Annotated in this window: 18 protein-coding genes; 16 read left to right on the top strand and 2 right to left on the bottom strand. The window is 63.6% G+C overall.

The annotated features are described in order from the left end of the window. Positions 1-8: 8 nt before the first annotated feature. A complete protein-coding gene (locus MAIT1_RS19650) occupies positions 9-1,034 on the bottom strand; it encodes a sensor histidine kinase (RefSeq protein ID WP_085446586.1) in 1,026 nt (341 codons plus the stop codon). A gap of 255 nt (positions 1,035-1,289) precedes the next feature. Here MAIT1_RS19650 and aroF point away from each other — a divergent pair, with 255 nt between their 5' ends. The 6 genes from aroF to MAIT1_RS19620 all read left to right on the top strand — a co-directional run bounded on the left by aroF (position 1,290) and on the right by MAIT1_RS19620 (position 6,155). Next, entirely contained in the window at positions 1,290-2,180 is an 891-nt protein-coding gene (gene aroF, locus MAIT1_RS19645; RefSeq protein WP_085446584.1) for a 3-deoxy-7-phosphoheptulonate synthase, read from the top strand. A gap of 1 nt (position 2,181) precedes the next feature. After that, positions 2,182-3,069 carry a shikimate dehydrogenase family protein gene (locus tag MAIT1_RS19640; protein ID WP_085446582.1) on the top strand — a complete coding sequence of 296 codons (888 nt, stop codon included), beginning with the start codon at positions 2,182-2,184 and terminating at the stop codon, positions 3,067-3,069. 322 nt (positions 3,070-3,391) lie between these two features. Next, positions 3,392-4,237, top strand: coding sequence for a phytanoyl-CoA dioxygenase family protein (locus MAIT1_RS19635; protein ID WP_085446580.1), 846 nt, complete (start codon positions 3,392-3,394; stop codon positions 4,235-4,237). A 34-nt stretch (positions 4,238-4,271) separates the two neighbouring features. Beyond that, a complete protein-coding gene (locus MAIT1_RS19630; RefSeq protein WP_085446578.1) occupies positions 4,272-5,075 on the top strand; it encodes a class I SAM-dependent methyltransferase in 804 nt (267 codons plus the stop codon). Between the two features lie 27 nt (positions 5,076-5,102). Beyond that, a complete protein-coding gene (gene pgl / locus MAIT1_RS19625) occupies positions 5,103-5,813 on the top strand; it encodes a 6-phosphogluconolactonase (RefSeq protein WP_085446577.1) in 711 nt (236 codons plus the stop codon). Positions 5,814-5,957: 144 nt separating this feature from the next. Then, on the top strand, positions 5,958-6,155 hold the full coding sequence (locus tag MAIT1_RS19620) for a hypothetical protein (RefSeq protein WP_085446576.1): 198 nt from the start codon (positions 5,958-5,960) through the stop codon (positions 6,153-6,155). A gap of 121 nt (positions 6,156-6,276) precedes the next feature. Here MAIT1_RS19620 and ppk2 read toward each other — a convergent pair whose 3' ends face one another. Beyond that, a complete protein-coding gene (ppk2, locus tag MAIT1_RS19615; protein WP_143814970.1) occupies positions 6,277-7,233 on the bottom strand; it encodes a polyphosphate kinase 2 in 957 nt (318 codons plus the stop codon). A 276-nt stretch (positions 7,234-7,509) separates the two neighbouring features. On the opposite strand from ppk2, the gene MAIT1_RS19610 reads away from it, so the two are divergent. From MAIT1_RS19610 to MAIT1_RS19565, 10 genes are all read left to right on the top strand, one after another. Continuing rightward, positions 7,510-7,728: a hypothetical protein gene (locus MAIT1_RS19610; RefSeq protein WP_085446575.1), complete on the top strand. Its 219-nt coding sequence runs from the start codon at positions 7,510-7,512 to the stop codon at positions 7,726-7,728. A 185-nt stretch (positions 7,729-7,913) separates the two neighbouring features. Next, the gene (locus MAIT1_RS19605; protein WP_085446573.1) at positions 7,914-8,639 is read left to right on the top strand and encodes an EF-hand domain-containing protein; all 726 of its coding nucleotides are present in this window, start codon (positions 7,914-7,916) and stop codon (positions 8,637-8,639) included. A 38-nt stretch (positions 8,640-8,677) separates the two neighbouring features. Next, positions 8,678-9,370, top strand: a complete 693-nt coding sequence (locus MAIT1_RS19600) for a sigma-70 family RNA polymerase sigma factor (RefSeq protein WP_198947967.1) — start codon at positions 8,678-8,680, stop codon at positions 9,368-9,370. Between the two features lie 3 nt (positions 9,371-9,373). After that, positions 9,374-9,910 carry a hypothetical protein gene (locus MAIT1_RS19595; RefSeq protein WP_143814969.1) on the top strand — a complete coding sequence of 179 codons (537 nt, stop codon included), beginning with the start codon at positions 9,374-9,376 and terminating at the stop codon, positions 9,908-9,910. Next, on the top strand, positions 9,907-10,458 hold the full coding sequence (locus MAIT1_RS19590; protein WP_085446569.1) for a periplasmic heavy metal sensor: 552 nt from the start codon (positions 9,907-9,909) through the stop codon (positions 10,456-10,458). The genes MAIT1_RS19595 and MAIT1_RS19590 overlap by 4 nt, the downstream gene beginning before the upstream one ends. 205 nt (positions 10,459-10,663) lie before the next feature. Beyond that, a complete protein-coding gene (locus MAIT1_RS19585) occupies positions 10,664-12,334 on the top strand; it encodes a PAS domain-containing protein (protein WP_085446567.1) in 1,671 nt (556 codons plus the stop codon). Next, complete coding sequence (locus MAIT1_RS19580; RefSeq protein WP_085446565.1) at positions 12,327-14,504, top strand: PAS domain-containing protein; 2,178 nt, start codon at positions 12,327-12,329, stop codon at positions 14,502-14,504. Before MAIT1_RS19585 ends, MAIT1_RS19580 begins: the two co-directional genes overlap by 8 nt. Positions 14,505-14,697: 193 nt before the next feature. Then, a complete protein-coding gene (modA, locus tag MAIT1_RS19575) occupies positions 14,698-15,417 on the top strand; it encodes a molybdate ABC transporter substrate-binding protein (RefSeq protein ID WP_143815003.1) in 720 nt (239 codons plus the stop codon). Between the two features lie 136 nt (positions 15,418-15,553). Next, a complete protein-coding gene (locus MAIT1_RS19570; protein WP_085446563.1) occupies positions 15,554-16,471 on the top strand; it encodes a phosphate/phosphite/phosphonate ABC transporter substrate-binding protein in 918 nt (305 codons plus the stop codon). Then, positions 16,468-18,702: an ATP-binding protein gene (locus MAIT1_RS19565; protein WP_085446561.1), complete on the top strand. Its 2,235-nt coding sequence runs from the start codon at positions 16,468-16,470 to the stop codon at positions 18,700-18,702. The genes MAIT1_RS19570 and MAIT1_RS19565 overlap by 4 nt, the downstream gene beginning before the upstream one ends. Positions 18,703-18,783 lie beyond the last annotated feature (81 nt).

The following is an 18,783-nucleotide window of genomic DNA, read 5'->3' as shown; positions in this document are numbered from 1 at the left end:
AACTCGTTTCAGTGCTCAAGGGTGGGTAGATAGAGGGAAAAAGTGGTTCCAACGCCGGGTTGGGAGTCCACAAACAGCAAGCCGTCGTGACTCTCCACCACCCCCAGGGCGATGGACATGCCCAGGCCGGAGCCCTCTCCCACCTCCTTGGTGGTGAAGAAGGGTTCGAAAATGCGCTCCAGCGTCTGCGCATCCATGCCCACGCCGTTATCGGAGAGGAGGATGCGCACATAGTGATTATGGTTGGCGCTCTTCAGATGCCCTTGGCGGTCCTCGTCGACGTTGGCGCGCTCGGCGGCGATCTCAATGCGGCCGCTGGTGGCGCTGTCGATGGCGTCCACGGCGTTGCTGACCATATTCAGCAGGGCGCTCTGGACCTGCCCGGCGTCGGCCATGACGCGGCCCAGGCCGGAGGCGGGGACCAACCACGCCAACTGCATGGAGGAGGGGATCAGGGCCTCCAGCAGGCGGCGTTGATCGTTCAGGAGTTTGGCCATCTCCACAGGTCGCAGGGTCAGGTGGTCCTGGCGGCTCAAGGAGAGCATGTCGCGCACCAGCGCCTTGGCCTCCTTGGCGGCGGCGCTCACTTCGACCAGCAGCGGCTGGTTGGGGTCCTGCGGCGTCATATCGTCCAGCGCCAGCTCCGTTAAGGAGACGATGGGCTGCATCAGATTATTCAGCGAGTGTGAAGCGCCGCCAAACAGGGTGCTGAGGGCCTGCAGTTTGCGCGCGCGCAACTGCTGCTCCTCCAACACGCGATGCTCCTTCAGTAGCTGGACAAAGCGTTTGTGGTGGTCGTAAAGGATCCAGGTCAGCGCCACCAGCGCCGAGATGATCATGCTGATCCCGCCCACCACCAGCTCGTCCAGCTCCCACTCCTCATGACTGCGGGAGAAGTGGTAGAAATGGTCCATGGCGTCCACGTTCACCAGCGCCACGGCCAGCACGGAGCCAACGCCGAAGGCAACCATCAAGGGCGTCCAGGAGCGCCAACCCAGCTTCAGCAGGGTGTAGTCGGACAGACTGGTCAACATCGCCTCCGGCAAGCTGGGACCGTGGGTGCGCTGAAACGTCGTTGAGAAATCGTGTTGCGCATTGATAACAGGGAAAAAATGGAAGGAATATGCGGGAATTCTAGCGCGTCTGCGTCAAACGACGCAAGCGCTACCCGGAAACCCCCCTTGACCGGCGCCAATGCATGGGGCAGTTTGGCCCCCATCCGCGTCCCCCGGACGCCCATCGATCTGTGAGCCTGTCCATCCGTGACAAGGGAAGAGGAGCCGCGCGCCATGGCCATTGAGAACAAAGCCCCCGGCAAAGACGTCAGCGAAGAGGATCTGCAATCGAAATTCCCGCTGGCGGCGAAGAAGTCTCCAGACCACAAATCCCTGGTCACGGTGGGCGACGTCACCTTTGGCGGCGACTTCATTCCGGTGTTCGCCGGTCCCAATATGGTGGAAGACGAGGCGATGATCGTGCAGACCGCGCGCGAGGTCAAAGCGCGCGGGGCCAGTTTCCTGCGCGGCGGCGCGTTCAAGCCGCTGACCTTCCCCTATCGCTCGCCCAAGTACACTGAAACCCGCGAAGATGGCGTGGCGTGGTTGAAAAAGGCCAAGGAGGAGACCGGCATTCTGGTCATCACCGAGGTGATGGAGGAGCGCTACCTCGACCTCATCTGCGAGACCGCCGACATGCTGCAGATCGGCTCGCGCAACATGCAGAACTATCCGCTGATCACCGCCGCCGCCAAAACCGGCAAGCCGATGATGATCAAGCGTCACTTCGGCTGCTCCCTGCGCGACTGGTTGGGCGCCGCCGAATACGCCCTGATTGAGGGCAACAGCAATGTGGTGCTGTGCGAGCGCGGCGTGGCCGCGCCCCACACCCATCGCGGCAGCTCGCGCTTCCTGTTGGACCTGCAGGCGGTGCCCGCCGCGCAGGAGGTGACCCACCTGCCGGTGGTGGTGGATCCCAGCCACGCCACCTTCTGGGCCCCGTGGGTGGCGCCCATGTCGCTGGCTTCGGTGGCCTGCGGCGCCGACGGCATCATGCTGGAGGTGCACCCCGATCCCCCCAACTCCGCCGTGGACCCGCTGCAGCCCATCGGCTTCGAGCCGTTCGGCGATCTGATGAAGCAGATGGACGCCACCGCCAAAGTCATTGGCCGCCGGGTGCTGTAATATGAGCGGCGTGAGCGATTTTCTCGATAACAGCGTCGACCTGCCCGCCGGGCGCCCCTATGGGGCGATCATGGGCTTGGCGCCCTCCAAAGGGGCGCGTTCGCCGATTCTGTGGCGCGCCGCTTTCGACGCCCTGGGGATGCAGGCGGATTTCCACCCGTTTGACGTCACCCCGGAGAATCTGCCGGGGTTGGTCAAAGCCCTCAAAGCCGATGCGCGCTACCTGGGCGGCGCAGTGGCGGTGCCGCACAAAGAGCTGTTGCTGACCGAGCTGGATCGCATCGACGAAGCGGCGCGCGCCATCGGCGCGGTCAACGCCATCCGCCGCGACCCCGACGGCGCCCTGGTAGGGGCCAACACCGATGGTCTGGCGGCGGTGGAGAGCTTCGAAGCGACGGCGGGCCCCGTGCGCGGCAAAAAGCTGCTGCTGCTGGGGTTGGGCGGCGCCGGCAAAGCGGTGGCGGCCTGTTTCGCCCTGGCCGGAGCGGAGCTGATGGTGTGGAATCGCGATGGGGCCAAGGCGCGCGAGTTTGCCGGGGTTTACAGCGCCTCGGGCAAACCGGTGCGTGCGGTGAGCGACATCGCCTCTGTCATCGCCGAGGCCGACGCCCTGATCAACTGCACCAGCGTTGGCTTTGCCGCCGATTCGTCCGATAATGACGACGCGCCGTTGGATCTGGCGCTGTTGGATCAACTGCCCGCCCACGCGGCGGTGTTCGACATCATCTATCAGCCGCTGCAGACCGCCCTGCTGCGCGCCGCCGCTGCGCGTGGCCTGAAGACGCTCAACGGCAAATCGATGAATCTGGGGCAGGCGGTGATCGCTTTTGCCCTGGCCCTGCCCGACGCCGACCGCGATAAGGCCGCCGCCGCCATGGCCGCTGTGTAATCTGGAACTGACGATCCCCTTGGGTTTTGTCTGTTTCTTGGGTGTGAGGCTGGTATAGTCAAGCCGTGAACCCTATACTTGCTCGAAGTCAAAAGTGACGATGCGCCGATCGTTGATTTGAGCGCGAAAGACAATAAACCGAGGTCCAGGAGGGCGTCCCTCCTGGCGGGACACGGGCAGCGCCCGTGCGGGCGTCCCTCCTGGCGGGACACGGGCAGCGCCCGTGCGGGCGTCGGGCGGCGCCCGACTGGGGGCTAGGGCAAAGCCCCAGTGTCTTAACGCTTCCGCCGCCGTATCCTTTGATCATTGTGAAAGTAAATCCATGTGGAAACTGCGCGCTTTAACCGCCCTGTATCGCCATGAACTGTTGTGGCGGCTGCGCATGAGCATCGGCGCCTGGCTGTTTCGCAACCGTCCGCTGGGCGACACCACCCTGGGGGCGGTGATCAAACAGATTCGCGATGTGGGCGCGGCGGTGATCCCCGGCTACTACAGCGAAGAGGAGATGCGCGCGCTGGAGACGGTGTGCGAAGAGGCGTTGAGCCGGGCCGATACCGAAGCCAAACCGCCCCAGGGCTATCGCCGCATCCCCGGCGGCATCCGCTATCAGCACATGCAGAAGCGCCACCCGCTGGCGCAGCGATTCGCCCGCGATCCGCTGATTGTGGCGCTGGCGGCGGTGTTCAACGGCAAGTTCAAAATGCCGTCGCTGATGTACGGCGTCACCCACGATGGGCGTCGCGATGGCGCCAGCGCCGAACGCCCCGAGCCGTTTGGCCACCACCCCCACACCGACGCCTGGTATCACATGTTCAAGGCGCTCACCCCCATGGAGCCCATCGCTCGCGAAAACGGCCCGCTCTGCTTTGCGCCGGGCTCCAACGGCATCCAGCCCGAAGCATCCGACTACTATGTGGAGATGTACAAGGTCGCCAAGCGGGAGCCGGAGGTGATGAAAAAGCTCAAACAGACCGGCGTCAACGCGGGCGGCGAGACCTACAACGCCACCGGCATGCCCGATGACGTGTTCGCCGCCGCCGCCGCGCGCTTCAGCCTGGCCTATGGCGAGGCGGGTCGCGGCGATCTGATCCTGTTCGACACCCGCTGCTTCCACTACGCCACCAAGCTCGAACAGGGCGAGCGTCGCATTCTGTGGATGTACTTCTGATGCGCGCAGCCGCTGCGATGTGGGGGAGCCGTTTGTGAATCCGTTGTCTCGTCTGACCGACCTGGCCGCTGCGGCGTGGTATAAGGCGCGCTTGCGCTCCATGGGCTACGATGCGCGCGCCGTGGCGCTGCAGGAGCACGCCAAATTCACCCGTCTTGAGTTGGATCCCGACGCCGCGCTCACTCAGCTCAATCCGATTCTGGAGCGCCGCTTTGGTCATCCGCACCGGTCTGACCACGACTCCATCCATTGGCTGCTGTTCGCCGCCGTCATCGCCGCCCATTCGCCCAAGCGGATTCTGGAGATCGGCACCCACCTGGGCGAGTTCACCGCGATTCTGGCGGAGCTGGCGCCCCAGGCGCAGATCATCACCCTGGATCTGCCCGAAGACGACCCCGTCATGCGCTCCATCTATGGCCGCGAGGACGCCGACGCCTACGCCGACTTCCTGGCCCGTCAGCGCGCCAACACCAGCGCCCCCAATATCACCCGGGTGGCGGTCAACTCGCTGTTCATGCTGGAGAAGGTCGAAGGGCCGTTCGATCTGATCTGGGTCGATGGCGACCACGGCTATCCGGCGGTGGCGTGGGATATCGCCATGGCGTGGCGACTGCTGGCGCCGGGCGGCCATCTGCTGTGCGACGACGTCATGCCCAATCTGCCCACCGACGCCGGCCATGGGGTCTACACCTCGGTGGCCTCCTACGAGACGCTGGAGTATCTGGCCGCGCGGGTGGGGGCGCCGGTGAGCTACTTCCTCAAACGCCGCCACCCCCGGCGCGCGCTCGCCCCGCAGCGGCAGAAATATGTCTCCTGCCTGGCCAAACCCATTGACTGACGGCGCGCACAGCGTGAGGATGGCTGCATGACTCTGCCCGCCTGTGTTGATGAACGCCGTTTTCCCGACGTTGAAACCGCCGACCGCGCCCTGGCCGAAGCCATCGCCAAGCGTCTGCGCTCTGCTGTGGAGCAGCGTGGACAGGCGAGTTTGATCGTGCCCGGCGGGCGCTCGCCGCAGACCATGCTGCGCGTTCTGGGCGAACAGCCGCTGACTTGGTCGGCGGTGCGGGTGACGGTCTCCGATGAGCGTTTCACCAGCGCTGACAGCCCCGACAACAACTGTCGTCAGATGCGCAAGTTGTTGATGCAGGGGCCCGCCGCCGTGGCCGAGCCGATCCCCCTCATTGAGACCACCGCCGACCCGCAAGGGGCGCTGGCCGCGGCCCAGGCCAATCTGGCCCGTTTCCCCTGGCCCGCCGACGTCACCGTATTGGGGTTGGGGGCGGAAGGGTATGTGGGCTCGCTGTTTCCCGGCAACCCCGCGCTCAGCGCCGACTATGCCGAGCAGGCGTTGGCGGTGGCCGCGCGCAGCCCCACGCCGCCGCATCCGCGCATCGCCCTGAGCCCCCATGCGCTGCTCATGAGCCGCTGGATCGTGCTGATGGTGGTGGGGCCGGAGAAGGCCGAGGTCTATCGCCAGGCGCTGGCCTGCGGCGATCCATCAGTGATGCCGGTCTGCTTCCTGTTCCAGCAGCAGGATGTGGCGGTATCGGTGTGGTTGATCGATAAAAAGTAGTCTTGCCTGCACTCTTTGCGCTGACCCTTTCGGCATTGGCGCGCTCCTTGCTCAATTCCCTGGCAAAGCCTGCGCGCGCGCTGTGGGAGTCCCGCCCGGCGCCGCGAAAAATCGAGTTTAATCCGACGCCATAAGGGAAGAGAGATGGTCGCTGCCGCTGGTTCCGCCGCCCCGTACAGTCAAATTGATGACGCGCCCATGAAGCGCCTGAACGTCGAGATCCCCGAAAACATGCATCGACGCCTGAAAACCATGGCCGCCATGCGCGGCGTCACCGCCAAGAGCATCGTGGTGGAGCTGCTGCAGGAGCGTCTGGGGCGTCAGGAGATCCCCGCCATCTGATTGGTGGATGCGTTGGGCGGATGCGCCCGATTGCACGGTCATGCGCGCCGCATCGACAAAGGGCCGCACCCCATTCGGGGTGCGGCCCTTTGCGTGTGTTGGTCATGCAGTGGCGTGACGTTTACTTGTCCTTCTTTTTCTTCTTCTCTTTTTTCTTGTCTTTGCCGCCTGCATTGGCGTAGCAGTCCGGCACGTAGGTGCGTTCGCCCAGCGGCGGACGCACATAGCCGCGCACATTGGATTTGCGCGGCGGCAGCTCGATGGGCGCCGGGGTCAGATCCTCATACGGAATCATTGAGAGTAAGTGGCGAATGCAGTTCAGACGCGCGCGCTTCTTCTCATTGGAGTTGACTGAGAACCACGGCGCCTGCTTGATGTCGGTGTGCGCCATCATCTGGTCCTTGGCCATGGAGTACTCCACCCAGCGGGCGCGGGACTCGATGTCCATGGGCGAGAGCTTCCAGCGTTTCAGAGGATCCTTGCGCCGCGCCTGGAAGCGCTCCTCCTGCACGTCATCATCCACCGAGAACCAGTATTTGATGACGATGATGCCCGAACGCACCAGCATGCGTTCGAATTCGGGGCAGGAGCGCAGGAACTCGCGATGCTCCTCGTCGGTGCAGAAGCCCATCACCCGCTCCACCCCGGCGCGGTTGTACCAACTGCGGTCGAACAGCACCATCTCTCCCGCCGTGGGCAGATGCGGCACATAGCGCTGGAAGTACCACTGGTTCTTCTCGCGCTCGGTGGGGGTGCCCAGGGCCACCACGCGGCAGATGCGCGGGTTCAGGCGTTCGGTGATGCGCTTGATGGTGCCGCCCTTGCCGGCGGCGTCGCGGCCTTCGAAGATCACCACCACCTTCAAGCCCTTGGCTTTGATCCACTCCTGCAGCTTCACCAGTTCGATCTGCAGATGGGACAACTCTTTTTCGTAGAATTCATTCTTCAGCTTCGACGGACGCGCGACTTCGACGCCCTTTTCGCCGTCGAAATAGAGATTCTCGCTCATATCCGGCGTGTCGAACGGCGTTTCCACCGGTTCGATTTTTTCCTCTGCGGATTTCTTGCCTTTGGCCATTTGAGTGCCCCTCCTGCCTGCGGAATTGGTTGATTTCAGCGGCTGCGCGCGTCCGCTACGCGATGCCTGTCAGGGGATAGTATCGGTTGTTGCGGGAAAAAAGTCATCATCGTTTCACAATTGTGTCCTTTTCGCGCATGCGGTCTGCGCAAATGCGTAAATTTGACTGTGGCGGCGGGATTTGGCACAGTATACCAATTTTGGAGTTGTCCCGGCTTGGCTGGTCTGGCGCACGATGCGGCGCACGCCCCACGACGCCCACAGGAGCGATCCCCCATGAGCGATGCCCCCGAGAATCGTCAGATCCCCTTGGAGCTGAACCCCGACGCGGCGGCGGAACTGGACCGCATCAAGAGCGAACTGGGTCTTGAGCGCGACGTGCAGGTGTTGCAGCGCGCTATGGCGCTGCTGAGCATGGCGGTCAAATTGATGGACGAAAAGGGCCGCATTCATGTCAAAGATGGCGATCGCGCCCGCCGCATCCATCTGCGCTAAGCGCGCAGTCCTCTGTCATCAATCAGAAACCCAATCTGTTCAGTTGTTGTGCGAGCCCGCAGACCGGCGCGAGATTTTTTTGCGACGGGTTTGGCGTCGGGCCGCCGTTGTATGGGGCAAACCGGGCGCGCCAATGCGGCGTTGCCGGAAGGGCCCCAGGCAAGCCCACATCAGGAGAGGCGATTATGAAGAGCAATGGCAAGCAGTTGGTGATGGCGGCGGTGGTGGCGGCTGGGGCGCTGCTGACGGCGGGCGCGGTGTTGGCGCAGGAGCCGATACAGAGCGCCACGCCCGGCGCATGCCCCCATGGCGGCCCGGGCAAGGGCATGATGATGGGAATGGGCGGCGCTCAAGGCATGACCCCCGAGCAGATGACGGAGAAGCGCGCCCAGATGATGGAGATGCGCGCGGCCAAACGCACGGAGCTGTTTGAGGCGGCGGACGCCGATCAGGACGGCGCGCTGACTCTCGACGAGTTCATCAAACTGCGCGAGATCAAACGCCAGCGCAAAATGGCGCGCAAGTTGGCGCGCATCGACGCCGACGGCGATGGCAAAATCAGCAAGGAAGAGTTCCTTAATCACAAGCCGATGCACGGCGGCAAGCATGGCGGGAACTGTGGCTGCATGGCGCACAAGGGCCAAGGCGGCTGCATGGCGCATAAAGGCAAGGGCATGATGGGCCAGGGCATGGGCATGAAGCCGGGCATGATGGGCCAGGGTATGGGCATGAAGCCGGGCATGATGGGCCAGGGCATGGGCATGAATCCCGGCATGGGTCGAGGCATGATGGGCCAGGGGATGGGCAACAGCGGCGCGGCGCCGATGATGACGCCGCCCTATGGCTACCCCATGGGCTATGGCCAGATGCCGACCCCGCCGTGGAGCGGCTCCCGTGGTGGTTGGTGGTAAGCGAGGATCAGACCTTATGAGGGGAGGCAAAGACGCAAATGGCCGAAGCAACCTGTTTAGACGCCATGGGCTTTCCCTGTGATCAGACCGGAGCGGGCGCGCTGAGCGCCCGCCCGGAACGGAAGGCGCAGGTGGCAAACGACAACCTCGCAAGCGCCGCTTTGGCGGACAATGACGCCTTGCGACAGGACGCGCTGCTGATGCGGCGCGCCGCTGACGGCGACGCGCGCGCGTGCCGCGCCCTGACTGAGCGTTGGCTCAATCCGGTGCACGCTCAGGCGCGGCGTATGCTGGGCGATCTGCACGAAGCCGAGGATGTGGCCCAGGAGGCGTTCATGCGTCTGTGGAAGCAGGCCGCGCGCTGGCGTCCGGAGGCCCGCGTGGGCACCTGGCTGCACACGGTGGTGAGCAATCTGTGCGTGGATCGCCTGCGCAAGCGGCGCGAGAGCGCGCTGGAGGATCTGCCCGAACCGGTGGATCCGGCGCAGAACCCTCTGGCGGAGCGCCAGCGGGCGGAGTTGGGCGCCGCTATTGAAGCGGCCATGGCGCAGTTGCCGCCGCGGCAGAAGGCGGCGGTGGTGTTGGTGCATCACCAGGGCTTCAGCGGTCGCGAAGCAGCCGCGGCGCTGGGGGTGAGCGAAGAGGCGGTGGAGTCGCTGCTGGCGCGCGGACGGCGCGCGTTGCGCAAGAGTTTGGCGCGCCATCGCGATGAACTTTTGGGGGAGGGGTGAGAGATGAGCGAGCATCGCCATGACGCCCCCAATGTTGAGGGCGCCCCTGCTGCAAATGAAGCGGATACAGGTATGACCCTGGCGCGGCTACAGACGATTCTGGACGCCTATGGCGCCGATGCGTCGCGCTGGCCCGCAGGCGAACGTGACGCCGCGGTGGCGCTGCTGGAGATTGATGCCCAGGCGCGCGCTCTGCGCGAGGAGGCGGCGCAACTGGATATCCTGCTCAATACGCTGCCTGCGCCGCAGGCTTCGCCGGAGTTGATGGCGGCGATTCTGGCCGACGCCGCGCCCACGCCGTGGCGTAAGCGTTTGGCGCGCCTGTGGCCCTATGGGCCGATCTGGCGTCCGGCCATGACCCTGGCCGCATCGGCGGCGATGGGGGTGATGGCGGGGGTGTGGAGTCCGGAGATCGAGGCGTTGTGGACGCCGCCAGCGCAGGTCGCCGAGATGGCGCAAGCCGAGCAGAGCGTGGCCGAAGAGGGCTTCGCCATGCTGGCCTTCGGTCTCGACAACAGCGCCTGGGAGAGCCGTCCATGAGTGCTGACGCGCCCCGTTGGTGGCGCGGCGCTCTGTTTGCCTCGGTGGGTCTGAACCTCTTTATGGCGACCCTGATCGGCGTGCATGAGTGGCGTCACGCGCAACACCCGGATTTCGCGCCGGTGGAGGCCGCCGCCACGCACATGCTGCACAAACCGTTCAAGCCGCGCATCTGGCTCGACAGTCTGCAGCCGGAGCAGCGCCAGATGGCTGAGGAGATCATGGCGCGGCACGCCAAGGCGATGCGCGAGCAGGCCATGGCCATGCGCGCCGCGCGCCGTCTGGCGCGCGATGAGATGATGAACAACGAATTGGATGCGCATAATGTGGAACGCGCCTTCATGCGTGTGCGTCAAGCCACCAGCAATGCGCAGTTGGTGGCCCATCGCGCCCTCACCGATGTGGCGCTGCAGTTGCCCGCCGCCGCGCGACGCGACTGGCTCACCTCCATGGCGATCCATCCGCGCCAGACAGGGCGTCCGCTGCGCAGCGCGACGCTGATATCGCAACCGGCTGTGTGCAATCCGGCGCAACCCCCTATGCGCTGATTTCTCCCTCCCCCGTTTTGGGAACGGCGCGGCGACGGTCGCGCCGCTGTTTTTTTCTCCGATTCACGCTGTAAATGCCGTATCCTGCTCCTATTGTTGGATTGGCGTCGACCGTTATGTTGCGGTTGTGGTCGTCGCCGTTGGAGCTGACAACGTCTGTGGTTTTGTTCGCCGTTTCGCGCTGTGCGCGTTCAGGGATGCGCGTATGTTCAATCAAAACGTCCCGCGTGGAAACGCCTTGCGCTTCCCCCAGGACGCTCCCCCGCCGCTGATTCTGTTGGTGGATGATCAATCGGTCACGTTCCGCATGCTCGAACGCCTGTTTCGCGGCGAGCAGTGGGCGCGGCTGGCCTATTGCCAGGATCCCGCTGAAGCTCTGCAGCAGATTCAAACTCTGCAGCCGATGACAGTGCTGGTGGACCTGTTCATGCCGGTGGTGGATGGCCTGACCCTGCTCAGCCAGATTCGCGCGATTCCGGAATTGAACGACTTGCCGGTGGTGATGCTCTCATCTGAAGAGAGCCCGCAAACCAAGGCGCAGGCGTTTGAAATGGGCGCCACCGACTATCTGATCAAACTCCCGGAACGCATTGAACTGCTGGCGCGACTCAAAAGTCTGGTGGGGTTTCGCCAGGCGGCGCGCGATCTGCGCGAGAGCGAATCCCGTTATCAACTGCTCTATGCGGGGCTGCGTGATGCGGTGTTCATCGCCCAACTGGAGAGTGGAGAGATTCTGGATTGCAATCCCGAAGCGGAGAGACTCACCGGACGCAGTCATGAGGCGTTGATTGGCGCCCCGATTACGCAGTTGCATCCCGCCGAGGAGATCGGCGCCGCCGATGCGCCGACGTTTCTGGAGCGTCTGTTGCGCGGCGAACAGGCCGGTGAGCTGAGTGTGGCCGCGCCCTCCAGCGATGCAGCGCGCTATGTGGACATCACCGCGATTCCATTTGAGCAGGGGTGTCAAAAACGCGCGCTGCTGATCTATCGCGACGTCAGCGAACGCCATGCGGCGCAACAGACATTGGAGCGTCAGGTGACTTGGCGCACCGCAGAACTCTCTGACGCGTTGCAGAAGCTGGGCTCGGAGATGGAGGAGCGTAAACTGGCCCAGGCCGCCAGCGCGGTGGCGCAGAGCCGCTATCAGGAGCTGTTCAACAACCTCTCTTTGGGGGTGGCGGTGTATCGGGCGGTGGGCGATGGCGCGGACTTCCAGTTCGTTGACTTCAACCCGGCGGCGGCGCGGCTGGAGGGGGTGAGTCGGGATGAGGTGATTGGCAAGAGCGTGCTGATCTGCTTTCCCGGGGTGAAATCGTTTGGGCTGTTTGACGTGTTTGTGCGGGTGTGGCGATCGGGCATGCCCGAGCAGCACCCCATCTCGCTGTACCATGATGAGCGCGTGCATGCGTGGCGCGAGAACTACGTCTATAAACTCCCCTCTGGCGAACTGGTGGCGGTGTATCAGGATCTGACTGCGCAAAAGCGCGCCGAGGAGGATCTGCTCGCCAGTCGCGATGCTGTGCAGAAGCGCTTGGCGGATCAGCAACAGGTGTGTCAAGCGCTGCAGCAGGCGCTGCCCGGCGCGCTGGCGATTCTCGACTCCGGCGGCGTGGTGATGTCGGCCAACGCCGCGTTTGCCGCTCAATTGGGGCGCGATATGGCGCGGATTATCGGTCAATCCATCGACTCGCTATTGGATCTGGGCGCCGCCAAAGCCTATCAACAAGCGCGCACGCGCCTGTCGCCAGAGCATCCGGCGGAGCGCTTTGGCGATGGTGAACGTTTTGACGGGGCGCCGGATTGGATGCTGCGCGCGGTGTATGCGCAGGATGGCCGCGTGATCGAACTCCTGTTGATGGGCGGGCCTGATGCCTGATTCTCTCCACACGACGCCAGCGGAACGCATGCCGACTTCGGCGTGGATTGCCGCCGTGGGCGGCGTGGCGCTGGCGCTGTTGCTGACGTGGTGGGCGTGGCCGACCTGGGATTTTCATACCGGGTTGAGCGCAACTCTGCTGTTGGCTGTGGGTTTGATTGTGGCGGTCCAACAGCGCAGCGCGGCGCGTTTGGCGGCGCTGCAGCGCCGTTTGCAGTGGGTCGAAGCGCATGGGCAGGCGCTATTGGAGTGCGCCGAAGAGGCGCTGATCAGTGTGGACGCCGGTGGGCGCGTACAGTACGCCAACCCAGCCGCCGCCGCCCTGCTGCAACGGGCGCAGGAGCAGATGGTTGGCCAGACGCTGGCGAATCTGCTGGAGCGTTGCCAGGATGAAACGGTCGCGACGGGGACCGACTCTGAAGATGTGGAGAGCTGTTCGGGTTTGCTGCGCGTTTTGATGCAGACGCAGCTGCTGCAGGTGGGCGAGGCGCACCTGACCAAGCCCGATGGACAACAGTGGGTAGCCGAGTATGGCGTTGCGCCCATTACCCTGGATGGGGTGCGGATTGGCGCGGCGTTGGCGCTGCGCGATATGAGCGGTCAGCGCCAGACCGAAGAGGCGCTGGTGACCAGCGAACGCCGCTTTACCTCCTTTATGAACCAATTGCCGGGTCTGGCCTTCCTCAAGGATGGCGACGGGCGCTATCTCTACGTCAATCAGCAGTTCTGCCAGTTGGTTGGTTTGCCGCTGCATCAGATCCTCAACCATCGCGATGAAGAGATCTGGTCGGAGGAGACGCGCTACATGTTGCTCTCCCACGAAAAGTTGGTGCGGCAGAGCAGTCAGGCGCAGCAGTTTACCGAGACCTTCTATCCCGCTGGCGAGCAGACGCCCACCTTTTGGCGTTCGCACAAATTCCCCCTCAAATTGGACCCCGGCGCGCCGGTGGGCATCGGCGGCATCACCATTGAGCAGACCGATATGGTGCTGGCGCAACGCGCCCTGGAGGACTCCCAAGCCCAGCTCCAGGCGGTGATGGATAACGCCTCTGCGGTGGTCTTCCTCAAGGATCTGGAGGGGCGCTTTACCCTGGTCAATCGGCGCTGCCTGGAGGTGATGAACTGCACTCTTGAACAGATGATCGGGCACACCGATGCGGATCTGTTCCCTCCCGGCGTCGCCGCCAAGGTGCGCGCCGATGACAAAGTCGTGCTACGGGAAAAACGGGTGATCGAGATCGAAGAGCATCTGCGCATGCCCGATGGCGAAGAGCGCGCCTTCATGGTGACCAAATTCCCGCTGATGGGGCCTGATGGCGAGCCCACCGGCAGCGGCGGCATGGCCACCGACATCACCGAGCTGATGCAGCGCATGGAGGAGATGGTCTCCTTCAACCGCCAGTTGCAGGAGCGGGTGGATCGCGAGACCGAGAACAATCGGCAGAAGGATATGATGCTGGCGCATCAGGCGCGTCTGGCCGCCATGGGCGAGATGATCGGCAACATCGCCCACCAGTGGCGTCAACCGCTCAATGCGCTGAATCTGATCATCTTCAATATTCGCGATGCGTTTGAGGCCGACGCGCTGGATTCACCGCTGCTGGACACCCAGTGCGCCCATGCGGCGACGTTGATCCGGCAGATGTCCGGCACCATCGACGACTTCCGCAACTTCTTCCGGCCGGATCGGGAAAAACAGCCGTTTAATGCTGTGACCATGATCCAGCGCGCCATCGGTCTGGTCGCCGCCGGCTGTCGTCAGGACCATATTCAAATCGAAATGGAGGCCCCGGACGAACCCCTTATGGTCAATGGCTACGCCAACGAGTTCGCCCAGGCGATGCTGATTCTGTTGGCCAACGCCAAAGACGCCATCATCGCCGCACGCAGCGATGGCGGCGGGCGGATTCGGGTCGTGGCCAAGCGCAATGTGGAGATGTGCGCCATCACCGTAACCGACAATGGCGGCGGCGTTCCCGATGAGGTGATGGAGCGTCTGTTTGAGCCCTACTTCACCACCAAGGGGACCAAGGGCACGGGCATCGGCTTGTATATGGCGCGCACCATTATTGAGCGTCACATGGGTGGGTTTATCACCGTCTCGAATACTGAGGAAGGCGCGCAGTTCCAGACTCTGGCCCCGCTGTGCCCGCCTGATATTGCGGAATAATCCGCGCCGTCGCGTGTGCGCGGCGTTTCCCCCGCTTGCGCAGCCAGCGCAAGCCTCCCTGCGCGAATCCGCGCACAGATCGCTACGGTTAGCCATCCTGTGCCGTTTTGGTTTCGCATGGTTTATTCGACTGAGTTGGAGCAGTAGCTTGATGGCTTTTACCGAGAAATTTCATGGGTTGCGCGTGGGTGTCATGGCGTGTGTGGCGCTGCTGTGGGCGCAGGCCGCGCAGGCGGACAAGACCCACATCGCGGTGGCGGCCAATTTCACCGCCGCCGCCAAGGAGATTGCGGCGGCGTTTGAGCAGGAGAGTGGGCATCAGGCGGTGGTGAGCTTCGGCTCCACCGGCAAGCTGTATGTGCAGATCGCTCACGGCGCGCCCTATGAGGTGTTTCTGGCGGCGGATACGGCGCGGCCCCTGAAGGCGGAGAAGGAGGGGCTGGCGGTGGTCGGTTCGCGCTTCACCTACGCCAGCGGCCGCATCGCTCTGTTCAGCGCCAATGCGGAGTTGGTGGATGACCAGGGCGCCGTGTTAAAGCAGGATGATGCGTTTGCGCGGTTGGCCATCGCCAATCCCAAGACCGCTCCCTATGGCGCGGCGGCGGTGCAGGCGATGACCAAACTGGGCGTCTATGGGGCCATCGCGCCCAAATTGGTGCGGGGGGATAACATCGCGCAGACCTTTCAGTTTGTCTCCACCGGCAATGCGCAGTTGGGGTTTGTGGCGTTGTCCCAGGTGATCGCCAGGCCGGGCGGCTCACACTGGGTGGTTCCCGCAGATCTCTATGCGCCTATCAAGCAGGACGCAGTGTTGCTCAAACGCGGGCAGAGCAATGCGGCGGCGCAGGCGTTTGTGACCTTCCTCAAGGGGGAGACAGCGCGCGCCATCATTGAGAAATTCGGCTATCGGTGATGTGCGGGTCGCTTGCCGCCGCGCCTCGAAGAGCGTGACCCAGGTTGACTCTTGCGTTAAGAAGTTATTGACTGTTCTGATGTTCTTCAGACGCAATCCGCGTGGATGAGGGCTTCTCTTCGGGGGGAGAGAGATCATGATTCAGCAACATTCGCCACGCCGTCTGTGGCGGGTCTGGGGCCGTTGCGCGCGGCTGGGAGTGATCGTGCTGTCCGCCTGGTTAGTGGCGCTGCACCCTGCTTCTGCGCAACCCGCCACGGTCTCCGATGCGGGCGTGCAAGTGGTTCTCAAGCTGGGCATCCTGCCCTATCTGTCGCCGCGCACGCTGTTCAAGCGCTGGGAGCCCCTGCGCGCCGCCCTGCAGGAGCGATTGGGGCGTCCCGTCCAGTTCCGCACCGCGCCAGATTACACAACCTTCTCACAACGGGTGGCGGCGCATGAGTATGATGTGGCGCTCTCCACCTCGCATTTGGGCCGCTTGGCCCAGGTGGATGCGGGCCTGACGCCGTTGGCGCGCCCGGTCAAACCCCTGTATGGCGTGGTGATTGCTCAGGATCCGCAGATCCAGACCCTCGCGGATCTGTCTGGCCGCAGCGTCGCCCTACCGGATCCGTTGGCCATTGTCAGCCTGATGGGCGAAGAGTTGTTGCGCCAAGCCGGACTTGAGCCTGGCCTGAATCCCGAAATCATCCACTTCCCAGGGCATCGCGCGGCGGCTTTGGGCGTGCGCGTGGGGCAGGCGGACGCCGCGATCATCTCCCGTTTTGCGTTTGGGTTTCTGCCGCCAGCCGATAAAGCGCATCTGCGCGTGATCGGGCAAACCCAGGAGATCCCGTCACCGGTGTTGTTGCTGGCGGCGCCGCAACTCTCAGAGGGTGAGCAGAGCGCGCTGCAGCGCGCCATTTTGACCTTCTGCAACGAGACCGCCGCAGGCAAACGTTTCATGCAGGGGTTCGGCTACGCCAGCATGGGCGTTCCCAGTGCGGAAGAGATGGCGAGCCTGGACCATTTTCTGCCGGCAACGCGCCAGTTGCTCAGCGCCAAAAATCCATGATCCCTCTGACGCCCACATCACTGCGCTGGAAGTTGATCAGCATCGTTGTGGCGATCCAACTGCTGGGTTTTGGCGCTTTGATGCTGTTTCAGTATGACTGGGCTCAGCGCGGCGTGCGCTCCCTGCATGCTCTGCGCGCCGCCGAAGCCGCGCGTCTGCTCAACGCCGCCTTGGCGCCGCCGGTGGTGAGCCGGGACCTGGAAGAGTTGCGCGCGATTCTGCAACAGGTGCACTCCGAACAGGGCATCCCCTATCTGCGTTTGCACGATGTTGACGGCAATGTGTTGGCCGAGGTCGGCGACCCCATGGGTCAAAGCCAGATGGCGCGCAACAGCGGCGGATTGCAGCATATCCCCATCACGCTGTCGGGCCAGATCTATGGACAGATCGACCTGCTGTTCGCCCACTCGGTGCAGCAGGCGCAGTGGGCGGCGTTTAAGAAGAATGCGCCCCTGATCGGTTTGGGCGTGTTGGCGCTGTCGCTGACCATGTTGCTGTTATTGACCAATCGGATGCTGCAGAGATTGACCCTGCTGGAGGAGACCAGTCGTTGTATGGCCGCTGGCGATCTGCAGGCGCGCGCGCCGGAGGAAGGGCGCGACGAATTGGCGACTTTGGGGCATCGATTGAACGCCATGGCGCACTCCCTGTCCCAGCGCCACCAGCAACTGCAGGAGAGTGAGACGCGCTTCCGCAATCTGGCCGAATCCAGCTATGACATCGTGTGTGAAGCGGACATGCAGGGTTTTTTCCACTACCTCAGCCCCGCCAGCGAGCAGATTCTGGGGTATGATCGGCAGACGCTGATGTCGCGACCCTTTCTGGAGTTCATCCTGCCGGAGGATCGTCAGCCCACCATTGACGCCATGGGCGCGCTGGCCCAGGGCGAACGGGTGGTGGATTTCGTCAACCGCTATCAGCATCCTGATGGCGACGTGCGCTGGATCTCCTGGCGCGCCACGCCGGACCTGGCGCGCCAGCGCACCTACAATATCGCCCGTGACATCACCGATCTGAAACGCCAGCAGGCGTTGTTGACTCAGGCGTTGCAGCGGGCTGAATCGGCCAACCGCGCCAAGAGCGATTTTTTGGCCGCCATGAGCCATGAGATTCGCACCCCCATGAATATCGTTATCGGCATGGGCGATCTGCTCATGGAAAGCCCGTTGAACGCCCAGCAGCAGGTGATGGCGCGACGGCTGCAACGCGCGGGCAACACCTTGCTGAGTCTGATCAACGATATTCTGGATCTGTCGCGCATTGAGGCGGGTCGCATGGAGGCGTTGCCGCGCCGCATCGCCATGCGCGCGTTTGCCGAGGAGGTGGTGGACATCTTCCACCAGGCGGCGCAGGAGCAGGGCATTGCGCTGAGCCTGGAGCTGGCGGCGGAGTTGCCGGAACACTGGTGTCAAGACCCCGAGCGCATCACCCAGGTGCTGTTCAATCTTGTGGGCAACGCGATCAAGTTCACTCCAGCGGGCGGGCGTATTACGCTGTCGGTGAGCCGGGCAGAGGGTGATGACCAACTGGCGTTTGCCGTGACTGATAGCGGCATCGGCATCGCGCAGGGCGAACAGGAGCGCATCTTCCAGGCGTTCAGTCAGGCGGAGAGCGGCAGCAACCGTCGTTTTGGCGGCGCGGGGCTGGGACTGACCATCAGTCGCCGCATCGCCGAGAGTCTGGGCGGGACGTTGAGCGTGGTCAGCGCGGTTGGTCAGGGGAGCTGTTTTACCCTCACCCTGTCCGCTCTGCTGTGTGACGATGCGCTGGACTATCCCGGTCAGGACGTCTCGGCGCAGGTTGCCGCCACAGCGGCGGAGCAAGCGCTCGGCGCGCGGATTCTGTTGGCTGACGACTCAGCGGACAACCGATTGTTGATTCAAGCATTTTTGCGCAATACGGCGTGTGAGATCAGTGAGGCGCGCAATGGCGAAGAGGCGGTGGAGTTGTTCCAACGCGAACGCTTCGACTTGGTGTTGATGGACATTCAGATGCCGCAGATGGATGGATTGGAGGCGACGCGGCGCATCCGCGTCTGGGAGGCCGAGCAGCAGCGTCCGCCCACGCCGGTTCTGGCCTTGAGCGCCCATGCGTTGACCGATCAGCGCATGAGTTCGTTGGAGGCGGGGTGTCAGGAGCATCTGATCAAGCCCATTCGCAAGGCGACCTTGTTGGAGGCATTGCGCAAGTGGGGCGGGTTGACGGCGGGCGCCAGCGCTCAGTCGGAATAACGTGAAGAGCACTCTGCATGGCCCTGGCGAGTCCAGGCGATGCGCCTAGGGCGAGCCAGCCTCTTCTTCTCTTCTGGTCTT

Origin of the sequence: Magnetofaba australis IT-1 (genome assembly GCF_002109495.1) — a bacterium.
Taxonomy (GTDB): domain Bacteria; phylum Pseudomonadota; class Magnetococcia; order Magnetococcales; family Magnetococcaceae; genus Magnetofaba; species Magnetofaba australis.
This window is presented reverse-complemented; position numbering and strand designations above follow the sequence as displayed.

Bases quoted from the DNA above. Each gene is read 5' to 3' on its own strand.
- aroF (WP_085446584.1), top strand. From the start codon at position 1,290: ATGGCCATTGAGAACAAAGCCCCCGGCAAAGACGTCAGCGAAGAGGAT.
- MAIT1_RS19605 (WP_085446573.1), top strand. From the start codon at position 7,914: ATGAAGAGCAATGGCAAGCAGTTGGTGATGGCGGCGGTGGTGGCGGCT.
- modA (WP_143815003.1), top strand. From the start codon at position 14,698: ATGGCGTGTGTGGCGCTGCTGTGGGCGCAGGCCGCGCAGGCGGACAAG.
- MAIT1_RS19565 (WP_085446561.1), top strand. From the start codon at position 16,468: ATGATCCCTCTGACGCCCACATCACTGCGCTGGAAGTTGATCAGCATC.
- ppk2 (WP_143814970.1), bottom strand. From the start codon at position 7,233: ATGGCCAAAGGCAAGAAATCCGCAGAGGAAAAAATCGAACCGGTGGAA.
- MAIT1_RS19590 (WP_085446569.1), top strand. From the start codon at position 9,907: ATGAGTGCTGACGCGCCCCGTTGGTGGCGCGGCGCTCTGTTTGCCTCG.
- pgl (WP_085446577.1), top strand. From the start codon at position 5,103: ATGACTCTGCCCGCCTGTGTTGATGAACGCCGTTTTCCCGACGTTGAA.
- MAIT1_RS19580 (WP_085446565.1), top strand. From the start codon at position 12,327: ATGCCTGATTCTCTCCACACGACGCCAGCGGAACGCATGCCGACTTCG.
- MAIT1_RS19650 (WP_085446586.1), bottom strand. From the start codon at position 1,034: ATGTTGACCAGTCTGTCCGACTACACCCTGCTGAAGCTGGGTTGGCGC.
- MAIT1_RS19635 (WP_085446580.1), top strand. From the start codon at position 3,392: ATGTGGAAACTGCGCGCTTTAACCGCCCTGTATCGCCATGAACTGTTG.
- MAIT1_RS19570 (WP_085446563.1), top strand. From the start codon at position 15,554: ATGATTCAGCAACATTCGCCACGCCGTCTGTGGCGGGTCTGGGGCCGT.
- MAIT1_RS19620 (WP_085446576.1), top strand. From the start codon at position 5,958: ATGGTCGCTGCCGCTGGTTCCGCCGCCCCGTACAGTCAAATTGATGAC.
- MAIT1_RS19585 (WP_085446567.1), top strand. From the start codon at position 10,664: ATGTTCAATCAAAACGTCCCGCGTGGAAACGCCTTGCGCTTCCCCCAG.
- MAIT1_RS19595 (WP_143814969.1), top strand. From the start codon at position 9,374: ATGAGCGAGCATCGCCATGACGCCCCCAATGTTGAGGGCGCCCCTGCT.
- MAIT1_RS19600 (WP_198947967.1), top strand. From the start codon at position 8,678: ATGGCCGAAGCAACCTGTTTAGACGCCATGGGCTTTCCCTGTGATCAG.
- MAIT1_RS19610 (WP_085446575.1), top strand. From the start codon at position 7,510: ATGAGCGATGCCCCCGAGAATCGTCAGATCCCCTTGGAGCTGAACCCC.
- MAIT1_RS19640 (WP_085446582.1), top strand. From the start codon at position 2,182: ATGAGCGGCGTGAGCGATTTTCTCGATAACAGCGTCGACCTGCCCGCC.